9 protein-coding genes and 1 pseudogene are annotated in these 15,570 nt (G+C 40.4%); 8 read left to right on the top strand and 2 right to left on the bottom strand.

What is annotated here, in order from left to right; translation table 11 throughout:
• Window positions 1-259 precede the first annotated feature (259 nt).
• The 7 genes and pseudogenes from CEF16_RS14110 to CEF16_RS14080 form a co-directional block, all read left to right on the top strand.
• Window positions 260-1,969 (top strand): cache domain-containing sensor histidine kinase, encoded by a 1,710-nt coding sequence (locus tag CEF16_RS14110; protein ID WP_091583251.1) that lies wholly within the window; start codon window positions 260-262, stop codon window positions 1,967-1,969.
• Window positions 1,947-3,080 carry a response regulator transcription factor gene (locus CEF16_RS14105; protein ID WP_091583254.1) on the top strand — a complete coding sequence of 378 codons (1,134 nt, stop codon included), beginning with the start codon at window positions 1,947-1,949 and terminating at the stop codon, window positions 3,078-3,080. The genes CEF16_RS14110 and CEF16_RS14105 overlap by 23 nt, the downstream gene beginning before the upstream one ends.
• 500 nt (window positions 3,081-3,580) lie before the next feature.
• Entirely contained in the window at window positions 3,581-4,843 is a 1,263-nt protein-coding gene (locus tag CEF16_RS14100) for an ABC transporter substrate-binding protein (RefSeq protein ID WP_091583257.1), read from the top strand.
• A gap of 96 nt (window positions 4,844-4,939) precedes the next feature.
• Window positions 4,940-5,821: a carbohydrate ABC transporter permease gene (locus CEF16_RS14095; protein WP_091583260.1), complete on the top strand. Its 882-nt coding sequence runs from the start codon at window positions 4,940-4,942 to the stop codon at window positions 5,819-5,821.
• A complete protein-coding gene (locus CEF16_RS14090; RefSeq protein WP_091583264.1) occupies window positions 5,821-6,642 on the top strand; it encodes a carbohydrate ABC transporter permease in 822 nt (273 codons plus the stop codon). Before CEF16_RS14095 ends, CEF16_RS14090 begins: the two co-directional genes overlap by 1 nt.
• A 15-nt stretch (window positions 6,643-6,657) precedes the next feature.
• On the top strand, window positions 6,658-8,061 hold the full coding sequence (locus CEF16_RS14085) for a glycoside hydrolase family 32 protein (RefSeq protein WP_091583267.1): 1,404 nt from the start codon (window positions 6,658-6,660) through the stop codon (window positions 8,059-8,061).
• A 368-nt stretch (window positions 8,062-8,429) separates the two neighbouring features.
• Window positions 8,430-8,719 (top strand): annotated as a pseudogene (locus tag CEF16_RS14080) (LysE family translocator); the annotation flags it as partial.
• A 32-nt stretch (window positions 8,720-8,751) separates the two neighbouring features.
• On the opposite strand, the gene CEF16_RS14075 reads toward CEF16_RS14080, so the two are convergent.
• Window positions 8,752-9,831: a branched-chain amino acid aminotransferase gene (locus tag CEF16_RS14075; protein ID WP_091583269.1), complete on the bottom strand. Its 1,080-nt coding sequence runs from the start codon at window positions 9,829-9,831 to the stop codon at window positions 8,752-8,754.
• Between the two features lie 970 nt (window positions 9,832-10,801).
• Here CEF16_RS14075 and CEF16_RS14070 point away from each other — a divergent pair.
• Window positions 10,802-13,957 carry a glycoside hydrolase family 97 N-terminal domain-containing protein gene (locus CEF16_RS14070; RefSeq protein WP_211295860.1) on the top strand — a complete coding sequence of 1,052 codons (3,156 nt, stop codon included), beginning with the start codon at window positions 10,802-10,804 and terminating at the stop codon, window positions 13,955-13,957.
• Between the two features lie 436 nt (window positions 13,958-14,393).
• Here the strand turns inward: CEF16_RS14070 and CEF16_RS14065 are convergent, their stop codons facing one another.
• Window positions 14,394-15,530: an IscS subfamily cysteine desulfurase gene (locus tag CEF16_RS14065; protein WP_091583272.1), complete on the bottom strand. Its 1,137-nt coding sequence runs from the start codon at window positions 15,528-15,530 to the stop codon at window positions 14,394-14,396.
• Window positions 15,531-15,570 lie beyond the last annotated feature (40 nt).

Raw genomic sequence — 15,570 nt, 5'->3', positions numbered from 1 at the left:
TTCTCAGTTGTAAAACATACAAATGCAATCGATTGCCTTTAAATGTTTAAAAGAAACATTTATCAATAGACAAATGACTATAAAAGTTTATCCTGTATAATGATAAGTTTGTGCAAGCGATTTTGCACTTTTATTTCATCGCGGATGAAAGATAGATACAAGGATAAATATATGCACAGCCCGGAAAAACACCCCGTCAAATATTATGTTTGTTTTTATGTTAAAGTAAAACCAATTATTTGATAAGGAGCACCCCTGGATGAGTATTAAAAAGAAATTTTACACCCTCGTTGTTTTTATGGTGATTATACCTTTAACAATCATTGGCTTAATATTATATGAATTCACCAGCACGCTTTATCGTGATCAAATTAACGACCATATGCAAGACACATTAGAAGCCATTGATTTAAACATAAACACAGTACTCAGCGAAATTGAATTATTCACAGAACATGTAGTGACCTCAGAATCTCTTCAATCTCATTTCACAAATGAATGGGCCTCATCAAGCGAGGAAATAATTAACGAAAATACAATTTCAAGAATGTCTTTTACAAATCCCTTAACCTATGACTATCAAGTAGTAGGTGAAAATCAGAAGAACTTGTATTATTTAAACCCTGTAGAAGAGTATTTTCATGATTTTGCAGGTTCATCGTTTCTAGAGAATGTAAATCAGCAGCAGGGAGGCACATACTGGGTAGGTCCGGAAAATGTAGAACTAAAGCGACAGCCAGTGAATATTTTAACTGTCGGAAGAAGCGTTATTGATCCCCAGACTCTCGAGCATTTAGGCTATTACATATTATTTGTGGAGCCTGAATTGCTGCAAAGCGTCGATAACCTTGGCCAAAACAGTGACAGTGACTGGGTTATTCTCGACCAAGAAGGCACGATTGTTTATAATACCTCACCTGGTGAATTAGGGGAGGATGTCGTTCATGCAGAGGACAACACGTATACAAACGAAGAAGGAAAGGAGTTTTTTTTCACCTCTAAATCAACGTTTCAGGGTTGGAAATTGGTTTCTTTTCAAAGCATGGAAACGATGAACTCTGTTTTAACGCCTGTTTTATTATTTACGATAGGTATTATAGCTTCTTTATTTTTTATTTTGTTTCTATTCCACAAACTTTTCTCGAAGCGTTTAATGTCTTTTATACAATATTTCAAATACGGGATGGGACGGGCATCAATGGGAAATTTAAACGTGCAATTAACTCCTTACAAAGAACAGGAATTTACGATGCTCACGAATAGCTTTAATGATATGGTTGCCCAATTACGTACGACGATAGAACAGGTGGAAAAAGAGCAAAAGGAACGAAATCAGGCTGAATTTAAAGTACTCCAGCATCAAATCAATCCGCATTTTTTATATAATACCCTCGAGTCTGTTAATGCTCTCGCAAGTTTGAACAAAACAGCGGAAGTGCAGCATCTTGTTACAAACTTAGGAAAGCTGCTTCGCATCAGCCTCAAAGGACCTTATGAAATACCGGTTAAAGAAGAGCTCAAGCATGTGACAAGTTATTTAGAAATACAAAAAATTAGACATAACGACCGGTTCACCTATGAAGTAGACCTTGAAGAAACGGTAAACGATCAATACATATTGAAGCTGGTCTTACAGCCTCTCGTCGAAAATGCTATTGAGCATGGCTTGAAAGGCAAGAGTTTTGATCACATCGCAATAGACGGGGTGAAAAACGAGTCTGCTATTATTTTAAAAATTACAGATAATGGTCCTGGGTTTTCAGAGGAGGCCCTAGAACTACTAAATATGCGTACTATCGAATCGACACAAAGCGGCCATGGCTTATTAAACGTTCATGACCGCATCCAGATGTACTATAAAGAAAATAGTGGGCTTCTGATTTGCAGTGAGCCTGGAAATACCACCATTCAAATGACTATTCCAGTTCAAAAAGGGGGCAGGGACTATGTACAAGGTTCTGTTAATTGATGATGAAGAACTTATATTAGAAAGCCTCAAGCAAACCTTTCCGTGGGAAGAAATTAACTGTTACGTTGCAGCGACAGCTAGAAACGGGGAAGAGGGGATTGAGAAATTTCATTCAATACGGCCGGACCTGGTGGTAACAGACATAAAAATGCCGGATATGGACGGACTGGAATTTCTTAAAGAAATCTTAGCGGATCGATCTGCTGATGAGGTCATTGTGTTAAGCGGGTTTGATGAGTTTGATTTCGTACGGAGCGCCCTAAAATATAAGGCATTTCACTATTTATTAAAGCCGATCGATCGAGAGGAGCTTAAAGACACGCTCAAGAAAGCAATCAACGAAATTGAAGATAAAACAAAAGCCCAGCACACAACCTTGAAAAGCGAGCTCTTTGAAGCAGCATTTCAAAAAAATCAACGTGGCTTAATAACAAGAAAACTAGAGGCACAGACCTTGGCTGTTCTAAAAATAATCCATGGAAGCGGCATAAAACTAGAAGATACAAAAACAAACGAATACGAAATTTTCGTTTATCCTCTTTCTAACGAAGACATACTTGTTATCGGCTATGGACAATTTATAAAAGAACAACTTTATACTTTAGCAGAATCTCTTCTAAAGGAAAATAACGCAAGAAAAGCAGCATTAGGACCAGAAGTGAAAGGAAGCAAAAATTTAAATTACTCCCTTGAAAGAGCTGAGACATTTCTCCGGCAAAAGGAATATATAAAAGACCAGCTCCTCACAGAAGCGGTCTATCGCAATTATCAATCGTTTGAAAAGCAGTCGAATACGATGCTGTCGAAAGCTAAATATTTTGTAGAAGAAAATTATCATAAGCCACTTACCATCGAGGAAGTAGCAAAAACCTTCGGGTTCAGCCCCAGTTATTTCAGCACCATGTACAAAGAGGTGAATGGAAAAACATTTTCGGAACATCTTAAATTAACAAGGATTGAACGTGCCTGTGATTTATTGAGAGATACAAATAAACCGGCTTATGAAATTGCGAATATGGTGGGATACGAGGATCAGCGGTATTTCAGCCAGGTATTTCGTAAGTTAAAGCAGATGACCCCAAGCCAATATCGAAAACAAAAGCAGTCGTAAATATAGTGGACCTTTCTTAAAATGCTGCGTGTGGCGAACGCTTTCCGCGTATGTGCCTCTCAGCCTCCTCGCAACTTAAATCGGCTGCTGCGGGGTCTTCAAGTCCCATACTTCAGCTGGAGTCGCTGCCCACGCTTTGTCCTTTTGGCCTGCCCTGCTGCGTAGAACGGCGGACGCCTGTTCGGGGTAGAACGGGGACTCCTACGGAAAAAGGAAGGCTGTAAGTAATAGGAACCTCTGCTAAGAGCTGCCACGTACTATGCAAGTGCGGACAGGGAAGATGTATAAATACTAAGTGCGGACAAGCAATTTTAGCATTTATCAACAGTGGCCATTAGCCGAGCCTCACTTAAAAGGTCACCTCTATTTTTTACTTTTTAAATCAGATCCTTTCCTTTGATAAAGCCCTTTCAAAAAATTTTCTACATAGACCGAATGATTACCTCATGTTGAAAACGTTTTCTTTACAGTAAGGTTATATACCAAGGAGGGAGAACCACATGAAAAAATCTTTTTACTTATTATCTGCCGGAATGACGGCATTATTGTTAAGCGCTTGCAATGGAGGAGAAGAAGCAGAAAGTGACGGAAATGAAGACCAAAATGGAGAAAACGAAGAGGTTGCCGAAATAGAATTTTTCCAGGCAAAGCCTGAAGCTGTGGCTACCTTCGATACATTGATTGAACAATTTGAAGAGGAAAACCCGGACATTAAAGTGGAACAAAACTCTGTTCCAGATGCCATGACAGTACTCACAACTAGATTTTCTACGGGGGATATCCCGGATTTATTTATTACTTATCCTGTAGAGGAAGACTATGTGACAAGGGCAAACAATGATTATTTACTTGATATCACAGACGAAGATTTTATCGATGATATCAATCCTGAAATCCAGGACCGCTATCTTGAAGACGGCCGCATGTACGGTGCCGCTCTTTCATTAAATGCAAACGGTGTCCTCTATAATAAAGAAATATTTGAAGAGTATGACCTCGACACCCCAGAAACATGGGATGACTTTGTGGCTTCCATTGAATACCTGGATGAACAGGGAGAAACCCCGATCATTATGGGAAACCAGTCAATTGACCAATCGTCTATCTTTAACCTGAACTTTATCGCCCAACAGTTTGATGCAGAATATTGGGAGGCCTTTAATGCCGGAGAAGAGCCGGTAGCTGAGTCACCGGAATGGCAGGAAGCTTCCGAAAAAATGCTCGAGGTCATTCAGTACGCCCAGCAGGATCACATGGGAACAGACACGGACCAGGCAAATGAGCTGTTTGCCAATGGAGAAGGTGCGATGTACTTCATGGGAGCATGGGTATTGCCTACACTTCGGGACATGAACGATAACTTTGACGAAGAGTTCGGTTACTTCCCATTCCCGCAAACGAATAATCCGGAAGAAAACGTGACTATTTCTGGAGTGGATGTTGGCTTGTCCATTGCTGCAGATACAGAGTACCCAGAGGAAAGTTTAAAATTTGTAGAGTTTCTAATCGATGAAGCGCAGCAGTTTGCGGACATGGATGGTTCGTTTAGTGCCGTTCAAGACGTAGAGGTACAGGATGAAGTATTGGAAGGTCTTTCCCCGCACGTAGAAAATGATCAGATTGCGAACTGGCCGAACCACTACTGGGCAGGCGGAACAGCTGCAGAAGCAGATTTCCGTGCGCACAGCCAGGACTTCTTTAATCATCAGGATATTGAACAATACCTGGAAAGCTTAGAGCAAATGTTTGAAAGCTATCGGTAAAAAGATATTAGGAGAAAACATTGATCATCAAGTGAAGCTCGCTTCTATTAGGAGGCAGCTCCCTTCATTATAAGTAAAAAATCGGAGAGGATTCTTATGAATAACACAGCATATTCCAGTCTTCGAAAAGGGTATTTTATCCTCATTATTCCGGGGCTGCTTTTATTGTTAACCTTTTATGCCTACCCGGTCCTAAGTGCTTTTCACATGAGTATGACCGACTGGGACGGAGTCAGCCGCACGAGTGAATTTATCGGGTTTGAAAACTATATATCAGCTTTAAGCGACAGCCGTTTTATGAATTCGCTGTCTTTTACGGTTAAATATGCGCTCGTTTCTACGGTATTATCTAATATTATCGCCTTAGCTGTAGCACTGGCACTAGTTCAGAAAATTAAATTCCGAAACATCTTCCGGGCTGTATTTTTCTTTCCGGCAGTGCTCAGTATGCTGATTATCGGTTATATTTGGAAGCAGATTTATTATCATGTGATTCCATATTTGGGAGAGCGCTTAAACGTAGAAGCCCTGCAAACAAATATGCTCGGAAACCATGATCTCGTGTTCTGGGCGTTAATCCTTGTTACGGTCTGGCAGGCATCAGCCATTCTTGTGGTCATTTATATGGCAGGACTGCAAACGATTCCAGATGATGTGTACGAATCTGCAGCCATTGATGGAGCGAGTGGGATGAGAAAGTTTTTCCGGATTACGCTGCCATTGATCGTGCCGTCGATTACGATTTGCACCATTCTAGCTATGAAGCAGCATTTGATGGTCTATGACTACATCATCGCCTTAACAGATGGAGGACCAGGCTTTGCGACAGAATCTGTTACTCTCTTAATCTATAATCTTGGATTTCTTAATAATAACTATGGATACGGCTCTGCTGTAGCACTGATTCTATTTCTGTTTATTATCATCGTCTCTATTATTCAAATCAGTATTTTACGTAAGCGGGAGGTGCAACTGTAATGGATACAACCGGAAAAAAGATCGGCCTCTATTCTTTTATTATCATCGGAGCACTCTGTATTTTATTCCCGATGTATTTAACGGTCGTCACCGCATTTAAATCTCCGGAGGAATCATCTCAATCTCTGCTGGGCCTCCCTTCGAGTTTATCATTTAATAATTTCATCCAGGCAGCAGAGATGAGTAACTACGTCGGAGCGTTTTTTAATACGTTTACCATTACTGTTGTTTCTATCATATTTATTATTTTCATAGGTTCAATTGCTTCCTTTGCGATTGCCCGCAACCAGGATCAATTGTTTTACCGGATTATGTATTACTTCTTTGTGAGCGGATTGTTTGTCCCGTTCCAGGTGATGATGCTTCCATTAATTCAGCAGTTGAACAACCTCGATATGCTGAATAATTGGGGACTGATCCTCTTATACGCTACGTACGGACAATTCCAGGCCGTCTTTTTATACGTCGCCTATTTCAAATCTGTTCCAAGAGAAATAGAGGATGCAGCGCTCATTGATGGCTGCGGTGTCTTCCGGATGTTTTGGTACGTCATCTTCCCGATGCTAAAACCAATGACGATTACACTTGTTGTATTAAATCTAATTTGGATCTGGAATGACTTTCTTATGCCGCTTGTCATCCTGCAGGATTCGTCCGAATGGACACTGCCGTTAATGCAGTATGTCTTTGAATCCCAGTACACAGCCAACTTCAATTTGGCATTTGCTTCGTACTTGATGGTGCTATTGCCGGTCATTCTCATTTATTTGTTCCTGCAAAAGCACATCATCGGCGGCGTTTCCGACGGAGCAGTAAAATAAACGGAGGTATTTACCATGCAAAAAATCTCAGACTATACGGTTCAGGCAGCTAATCAATATATTCAAGAACATGCGTTATCGTCCAGTGAGCTTCCCTATCATCCATCCTTTCATATTACTGCCCCGGTAGGATGGATCAATGACCCAAACGGGCTTGTCTATTTCCGCGGAGAATATCATGCATTCTTTCAGTTTTATCCGTATGAATCGGAATGGGGACCAATGCACTGGGGTCATGTGAAAAGTAAGGATCTCGTACACTGGGAGCATCTTCCGACTGCGCTGGCTCCTGAATATGAGTATGAAAAAGGGGGCTGCTTTTCCGGCAGTGCCGTTGTACAAGATGACAAGCTCTATCTTATTTACACCGGCCATAACGCAGAGCGTTCTCCAAAAGAGGTTCAATGTGTCGCCGTTTCTGAAGATGGTGTAACTTTTGAGAAGCTGGCAAGCAATCCGGTGGTCGTGGCACCGCCTGCCAAAGGTTCCGAAGACTTCCGCGATCCGAAAGTAACGTTAATAGACGGCACCTGGCATATGATCGTCGGCACGTGTAAAGATGGAATTGGAAAAGCGGTCTACTATACATCTGATAACCTTGAAGATTGGACATACGGCGGGGTGCTGCTTGAAAGCAACGGCTCCCAGGGAACAATGTGGGAATGCCCGGACTTTTTCTCGCTCGACGGCTACGACATTCTCATCTATTCACCAATGGAACTAGAAAACTCAAAAACAAGATATATCCTCGGCCAATGGGATAAAGAAAATAACCGGTTCGAAACGATTCACGAGGATGAAATCGACGTTGGCCCTGACTTTTACGCCCCGCAAACCTTCGAAGACGGGCAGGGACGCCGGCTTCTCATCGGCTGGATGAACATGTGGGAAAAAGCTTTTATCGAAAAAGAAGAAGGCTGGGCCGGGGCCCTCACGATGCCAAGAGAACTGCGTATTGTGGATGAAAAACTGCACATGCAAGTCCCAAAAGAATGGAAGAACCTGCAGAAAAAAGAGATCTTCCAGTTCGAGAAAAAGACATTAAAAGAAGAAACAGAAGTATCTTTTGATTTCACCACCATCGTCCTGGAAACAACCTTAGATAGAGAGACTGCGTTTCAACTGGACATTAGCTCAAGCCCAGAGGACACATTAAGCCTCGCTTATCAAGACGGCGAGCTTACAGTGGATCGCAGTGGGATGAAAAAAGGAGACAAAGACGTTACCAGACTTGCGGTTCCAGACAGTGAAACCGTGCAAATTGACGCTTACATCGATCACTCCAGCTTAGAGCTTTTCATCAACGGAGGAGAAAAAGCAGCCACATTTCGGGTGTATTTCGAAAAACAAGGGGTGACCTTGAAAAGTAGAAAAGCTGCTAATTTCCATTCCTTTTCGATCCAAAAGCTGGAGAAATAGAAAAAGAGAGCTGTTTTTAATCAGCTCTGTAGCCATACTGTATTTCATAAAAAATAAACCTCCCTTGAGTTGACGGCTCAAGGGAGGTTTATTTTTATCCACCTATGACTGCCGATCACCCTTGAGGGGAACCATGCATTGCTCGACCGCTTCACGTGGCATATGTAAAGGTTAAAGAACGTAAATAAATTCTTACAAGCTAAGTCTTAGTGTAGAATGTTCAAGAAAAGGGCGCATTTCTTGAATAGAGAATGCGCCAATAATTTTAGACAATAGTTACATACTTATAACCTATATAATCCCTGGTTCACCCGATATTAGGATTATATTATAATAGATTAAAATTCAGTCTGTTAAGAGGTGCATAAATGGATATAACGATGGTTTTATCTTATTTAGGTGTTGTAGTATTCCTTACTTTAATGCCAGGTCCAGATATTTTATTTGTTATTGCTCAAAGTATTTCTCAAAATAAAAAGGCAGGGATTGCAACTGCACTCAGACTTTGTACTGGTCTAATCGTACATATAAGTGCGGCTACTTTGGGGATACAATTATTTATCAATCTGCAATTGCGTTTGCCATTGTGAAATACGCTGGAGCTATTTATTTGTTATTCTTAGCTTTTCAATCATTTAGAGAAAAAGATACGGATCTTAATGGCACTAATGATAATAAAAGATTGTTCAACTATAAGTCATTTAATGGAACCGTCCAGCCGAGTTTATCTATTTTACTTCCAGTTTGAATTCCAGCAATGGTTTGGTAAAGATCAAGAGAAAGTTTTCCCGTTTCATTATTGTTCACCACAAGTTCTTCATCTTTCCATTTTAGAATCCCAACCGGTGATATAACAGCAGCAGTGCCGGTACCAAACACTTCTTCAAGTGTCCCATCCTTCTGTGCGTTATACACTTCGTCAATAGAAATGCGGCGCTGGTCCACGGTGTATCCCCAATAACGGAGAAGTTCGATGACAGAGTCACGAGTGATGCCATCAAGAATGCTGCCATTTAAAGCTGGCGTAATAATCTTCCCGTTTATTTTGAAAAAGATGTTCATGCTGCCGACTTCTTCTACGTATTTTTTTTCAAGTGCATCTAGCCAGAGTACTTGATCATAGCCAAGTTCGGTCGCTTTCGTTTGCGCTTTTAAGCTTGCAGCATAGTTACCGGACGTTTTCGTAAAACCAACCCCGCCTTTTACCGAACGAACATATTCATCTTCTACATAAATTTTAACCGGTTTCATTTGGTCAGAGTTGGAATAATAAGCACCAACCGGAGAAAGAATGATCATCAGCTTATACTGAGCTGATGGTTTTACACTCAATGCCGGCTCGGTAGCAATAATAAATGGCCTTATATAGAGGGACTGCCCTTCCTGTGTCGGAATCCAATCGCGGTCTATATGTATTAACTGCTTTAAGGCATCTACCATAAATCTGACATTAATCTTGGGAATGTTCATCCGTTCATTTGATTTATTTAAGCGGTGAAAGTTTTTTTCCGGACGGAATAAGAGTACTTCCTCCCCAGAGTTGTATGCTTTCAGCCCTTCGAATACGGACTGGCCATAATGAAATACGAGCGAAGACGGATCCATTAAAAGCGGTTCATAAGGAGTAATACGCGCATCATACCAGCCTTTTTCTGTACTATAATCCATGACAAACATATGATCTGTAAAATGTTTACCAAAACTTAAATTATCGTAATCGGGTTTTTCTTTCTTCGTTGGAGCTTGGTGAATCGTTAAGTCTAATGCCATCATTTATCCCTCTTTCTTCTGAACTGAAAGATTTTTTCTTACTAATAGTTTACTCGAAATGCGCTTATTTTTCAGTATTTGTGTTTTGGAAATGAGAAGAAATGTCACAAAGACCCGGGGCCAGACTCCGAAAATTTAGTGGAGAAATCTACACATGTTGAGGCAGCAAAGCCGAACATACACCTCAATCAAACGTTTGATTACTATATTTATTTTCTGCTGTGTGCATTGTTTTGCTCATAACAAGAAAGCTGTACCACTTAGCCTATAAAAGCGAAAAGTATAATCAAATATAAAAAAAATCGGTACAATTTTCAGCAGAGTTGTTTCATAATCATGCTCAAAATTAGCTTAGCCGAGAATTTTTAAGCGATTATTGATAGGTTTTATCCAGCCGAGATGTACGGCGGAGGAGAAGTTGAAACAGGTAGAAGTGACGGACTCGTTGTATCGACCATTTAGAGAATAAATCCATAACATTCAAAGAAATTAGTAAACGTTTACTTCAATTAACATAACATAACTGAATGCAGTAAAATTGCTAACGCATCGAAAGTTCTATATTTTAAAAAATGTAATGCAACGCCTATACTAGGTATAAATAACAAAAAATCGGTAATTGAATCTTTGGTTAGTGAGCATATTATACTAATCATATTGCTTAAGTATTAATGGTAAAATTATAACAATTTTTAAAATATTAGTAGACAATAGTTTTGAAAACGCTTAAAATCATGATTATTGAGTAAACGTTTACTTTAAAATATTAATGAATGCTAGGGGGAGGAGAAGATTGCTGCACTGTAACAGTTGATTGTTAGTTCTTTAGATTTTGTATAAGGAGGGGTATGTATCTAAAAATTCAGGGAGTACCAACGATGCTGTCCCTAAGGGGTTTGGAAATCATATCCTCATGTTATTAAATCTGTTAATGAGGAAAATGAAGAGAAATTAATAAGAGGAGGTAAGTATGGAAATTAAGAGGAGATTCATATCTGTTTTTATATTTGTTTTAGTCATGGGTCTTTTGCTACCAACAATAGAGACGAATGCGTCTGAAAAGGCTGCTAACCACGGGAAATCTGATAATAAAAACTTAAAAACATCCGTAAGCTCACCTGATGGCAAGGTAGAAATTGACTTTCATCTCAATAAAGACGGTGAGCCTCAATATCAACTTTCTTTTGGAGGTTCCAGTCTTATTGAACCTTCCTCTTTAGGTTTTGATTTCAAAGAACAAGCACCCATGAACAGTAATTTTGAGGTAACAGACACATCTATTGAAAATTATAATGAGCATTGGGAACCTAAATGGGGAGACAAAAGAAAGATTAAAAATCATTATAAGCAATTAACCGTATACTTACAGGAAAAAGATGACCCTAATCGAAAAATGAACGTGGAATTCCGGGCCTTTGACGATGGTGTTGGGTTTAGGTATGTGTTACCAGAGCAAGAGAATTTGGATGAAAATCTACAAATTACTTCTGAAAACACTGAATTTAACTTTTCAAATAACAATGATTCTTGGTGGATTCCCAACGATTGGGACAGTTATGAATATAACTACACCAACAGTCCATTAAGCGAAGTAGAGGAAGTCAGTACACCGTTTACTATGGAAACACCGGAAGGCATTCACATGTCAGTGCATGAAGCGGCATTAGTTGATTATTCAGGTATGGCTTTGAAAGCAGTGGAAGGTGAAGACCATGCATTTGAGAGTCATTTAGCCCCATGGCCGGACAGCGATGTTAAAGTTAAAAAAGATGAATTGCCAATCGAAACACCATGGAGAACCATACAAGTGGGTGATAACGCTGGTGATTTGGTGGAATCGGATATGATTATGAATTTAAACGAACCAACTGCACTAGAAGATACTTCTTGGATTGAACCGATGAAATATGTCGGTGTGTGGTGGGAAATGATCAGCGGCAAATCTACTTGGGAATCAGGCCCAGATCATGGAGCGACGACCGAAAATGCTAAAAAATACATTGATTTTGCTAGCGAGCATTTGAATACAGAAGATCAAAATATCGGTCTACTAGTTGAAGGCTGGAACATTGGTTGGGATGGAAATTGGATAGAAAACGGGGATTTATTTAGCTTCACTGAATCTTATCCAGACTATGATTTAGAAGCAGTTGTAGACTACGCAGAAGAACACGGTGTTGAGTATATGATGCACAATGAAACGAGTGGGGATATCTTAAATTATGAAGACCAGATGGATGAGGCATATGACATGTATCAACGCATGGGGATTCATGCTATTAAAAGTGGGTATGTCGCAGATCACGGTATTAGAAACCCCGAAGGACAGCATCACCATGGGCAATATATGGTGAACCATTATTTAGAAGCTGTAAAAAAAGCAGCGGACCATGAAATCATGATTAATATGCATGAGCCCATTAAAGGTACAGGGCTAGAACGTACCTATCCTAACTGGATGAGTCGGGAAGGCGTTAGTGGAATGGAGTACAGTGCCTTTGGCTTAGATAATAACCCACCTGAGCACGATACAATACTTCCATTTACTAGACAATTAGGAGGGCCCATGGATTTCACTCCTGGTATTTTTGATACAGAAGTGCCGTATAACGATGGTGCAAGGGTAGACACAACACGTGCAAAGCAATTAGCATTATATGTCACCATTTCTAGTGGTGTGCAAATGGTAGCTGATTTACCAGAAAATTATCTAGATGAAGACGGAAATATTTTACCGGAGTTTCAATTTATTCATGATGTTCCAGTCACTTGGGATGAAACGATGGTTCCAAATGCAGAAATTGGAGACTACACTACTACAGTCCGCCGCAGTGGGGATGAATGGTATATGGGAAGTATTACTGACGAGCATGCAAGAGATTTAGAAATTGACCTCGATTTTCTCGAAAACGGAAAGAAGTATGTGGCTGAAGTTTATTCTGATGAATCAGAATCACATTACGAAGACAGTCCACATGAAGTTACTATAAATAAGGTTATTGTGGATTCTAAAGATACTTTTACTTCATCGTTAGCTGCAGGAGGAGGACAGGCTGTGAAATTTACTCCTGCGACGAAAGAAGAAAGGAAAGAACTGCAGAAATACGAAGAATCAGAAGTTTCGGTGTCTTATGAAAAAGTGCCTGAAACCATTCAATCAAACGATACGTTTGAAGTAACCGTAAACGTTAGTAATGACGGAACGATAACATTAGGAAAAAATATTGAGATGATAATTGACAGCGAAGTAGTGGCAGAAGAAAAAGTCAGAGTAGATCCGGGAGAAACGAAAGAAGTAAGCATTCCATACGATAAACTGTTCGAGCCAGGTGATCATCAAATTAGCGTTAATGACCTTGAGAGTAAAACAATTAAAGTAGAAGAGAAAGAACCTGTTTTTAAGTATAGTAATTTAGAAGTAAGCTCAAAAGAGCAGGAGATTACAGCGACAGCTAAAGTAACGAACTTTGGAAGCAGCAAAGGTACCGTGGAGGTGCCAATGTATCTTGATGGAAAAGAAGTCGACAGCCAAGAAGTACAAGTTCCTGCCAAGGCAGGCGGAGGCACCAAAGAAGTGGCTTTCACACATGAACTCGCAGAAAAAGGGATATACGAAGTTGCAATAGGTGATCTTGAAACACAAACCGTAACTTTACCATCCATCAATCTCTCTGGGGAATGGCTATTTCAAAAAGGAGACAATGAAGATTGGAAAGAAGCTGAATGGGATGACAGCGATTGGCAGCAAGTAACGCTTCCATCCAGCTGGGAAGAACATTCCGATTATACAGAAGATAATGTGTATGGCTGGTACCGGAAAACAATTAATATTCCGGCAGAGTGGGAAGGACATCCCCTTAAAGTGACACTGGGGAAAATTGATGATGTAGATATCACTTACTTTAACGGAGAAAAAATCGGCCAATCTGGTGAATTTCCAACTGATGAGGAAGGAGAAGGAATGGATACAGCCTGGGACCAGGTCCGAGAATATGAAATTCCTACTGAAGCTATAAAGTATGGCCAAGAAAACGAGATCAGTATCCGGGTTTTTGATGGCTCCGGGGGTGGTGGATTGTATGATGGTCCCTTAGATCCCATTGAAATAAGGAAATTAGATCATTAATGTGAGGTATTCCTGATTGATCCGGTGACCTAATATAGACAGTAAATCCAATCTTTGGTGCGTTTAGTAATCAATCAGATGACTCCGTATGGGCCGGAGTCATCTTTTTTAGAAAAACGTCGCAGAGGCTACCTTAAAAAATCGATTTTATCCACGGCTGCAGCTTCTCTAGCCAGTACGAACTTGACCTTGAACTTTTTGACTCAACAACATCGTATTCATGGATTACTAGATTACTTAATATCAGCTGAATATAAATCTATGAACCTTTAAATATTTGTCCAGTTTCGTGTTGACATACCAATATATTTTAAAATGTACAGCGTTAGGACCAGTTCTAAAACAGTCGTTTTTCCAATATGAAAAGCACGACGATACGTATAAACCATCTTAACTCGCGTGACGTGCAGTAAACCCTTGAAATCCCCTTCCGTAGCTACACTTGAACGTTCATGCTGCTTGCAGCTAGTTCATTTAATGTTTCTGCCACAGCTGCGAGTTCTTCATACGTCGTATCCACACCAAAACTAATCCGAAACAAACCGTGTGCTTCTTCGGGACTACATCCCATGGCTATAAGACTTTTCGGCGGATCAGAGTAAGAAGTTTTGCAGGCGCTCCCTGAAGAAATGGCGATGTTTTTCCGGTTGCACTCTAACATGATCCACTGGCCTTCCCGTCTATGTGCCCGCAAAGCCAGGTGATGGGGGAGGCGTTTCTTTTTGTCTCCAATGAGAGAAAAAACATCGTCGTTTAACTGTTTTAAAAACCAGCTCTGCATCTGGCGCCAAGCTGCTGTTACTAGCTCTCTTTTTTCATACAAGTTTAAGGAAGCGGTTGTAAAGGCAGCAATTCCGGGTACATCGATGGTGCCTGGTTTGATCCCTTGTTGGTGAACAACGCCGGGGTACATACTTTTCCATGCTGCGGCAGGGTCGATATAGCAGGCTCCTGTGTTTTTGGGTCCGTACACTTTATGAGCCGACATAGATATGGCGCTTATCCTATTCTTTTTTATATCGATAGGTATTTTTGCAAAGGTTTGGACCGCGTCACAATGAAATAATATACCATGATCTTGCGCAAGTGAGCCTATCTCTTCAATCGGCTGAATCACACCGGTTTCGCTGCTTGCATGGCAGATCGTGATTAAAATCGTATCCTCGCGAATTAATTCTTTTATAGAAGCAAGCGAAATTTGACCGTTAGGCTGTACGGCCGTTTCTTCGACTTCAAACCCTTCTGATTTCAGCTTTTCTAATGCCTGATAGACGGAAGGATGTTCAAGGGGAGAGGTGATAATATGGGTACCTCGTCCCTGATTGCCATAGGCAAGGCTTAAGAGAGCGGTAATATTACTGTCAGATCCCCCGCTCGTAAAATAAAAACCAGACGCTTCGCCATTTAAAATGCTTGCAAGTTCTTTCTTACAATGATCAAGCAATTGTCCAGCGGAGTCACCAGCATCATGTAAACTTTGTTCATTTCCATAAAACGACTGCGACGTTTTTATATACGTTTGCCCTGCCTCTTCACTCATTGGTGTGGTTGCACAATGATCTAAATAAATCAATCCCCATCCTCTCCTTCTTGAAAAAAGTCAGACCATGATA

Source organism: Alteribacillus bidgolensis (genome assembly GCF_002886255.1).
Classification (GTDB): domain Bacteria; phylum Bacillota; class Bacilli; order Bacillales; family Marinococcaceae; genus Alteribacillus; species Alteribacillus bidgolensis.
Note: the sequence above shows the minus strand (reverse complement) of the source record. Positions and strands in the feature narration are given on the sequence as shown.

Bases quoted from the DNA above. Each gene is read 5' to 3' on its own strand.
- CEF16_RS14110 (WP_091583251.1), top strand. From the start codon at position 260: ATGAGTATTAAAAAGAAATTTTACACCCTCGTTGTTTTTATGGTGATT.
- CEF16_RS14105 (WP_091583254.1), top strand. From the start codon at position 1,947: ATGTACAAGGTTCTGTTAATTGATGATGAAGAACTTATATTAGAAAGC.
- CEF16_RS14100 (WP_091583257.1), top strand. From the start codon at position 3,581: ATGAAAAAATCTTTTTACTTATTATCTGCCGGAATGACGGCATTATTG.
- CEF16_RS14095 (WP_091583260.1), top strand. From the start codon at position 4,940: ATGAATAACACAGCATATTCCAGTCTTCGAAAAGGGTATTTTATCCTC.
- CEF16_RS14090 (WP_091583264.1), top strand. From the start codon at position 5,821: ATGGATACAACCGGAAAAAAGATCGGCCTCTATTCTTTTATTATCATC.
- CEF16_RS14085 (WP_091583267.1), top strand. From the start codon at position 6,658: ATGCAAAAAATCTCAGACTATACGGTTCAGGCAGCTAATCAATATATT.
- CEF16_RS14075 (WP_091583269.1), bottom strand. From the start codon at position 9,831: ATGGCATTAGACTTAACGATTCACCAAGCTCCAACGAAGAAAGAAAAA.
- CEF16_RS14070 (WP_211295860.1), top strand. From the start codon at position 10,802: ATGGAAATTAAGAGGAGATTCATATCTGTTTTTATATTTGTTTTAGTC.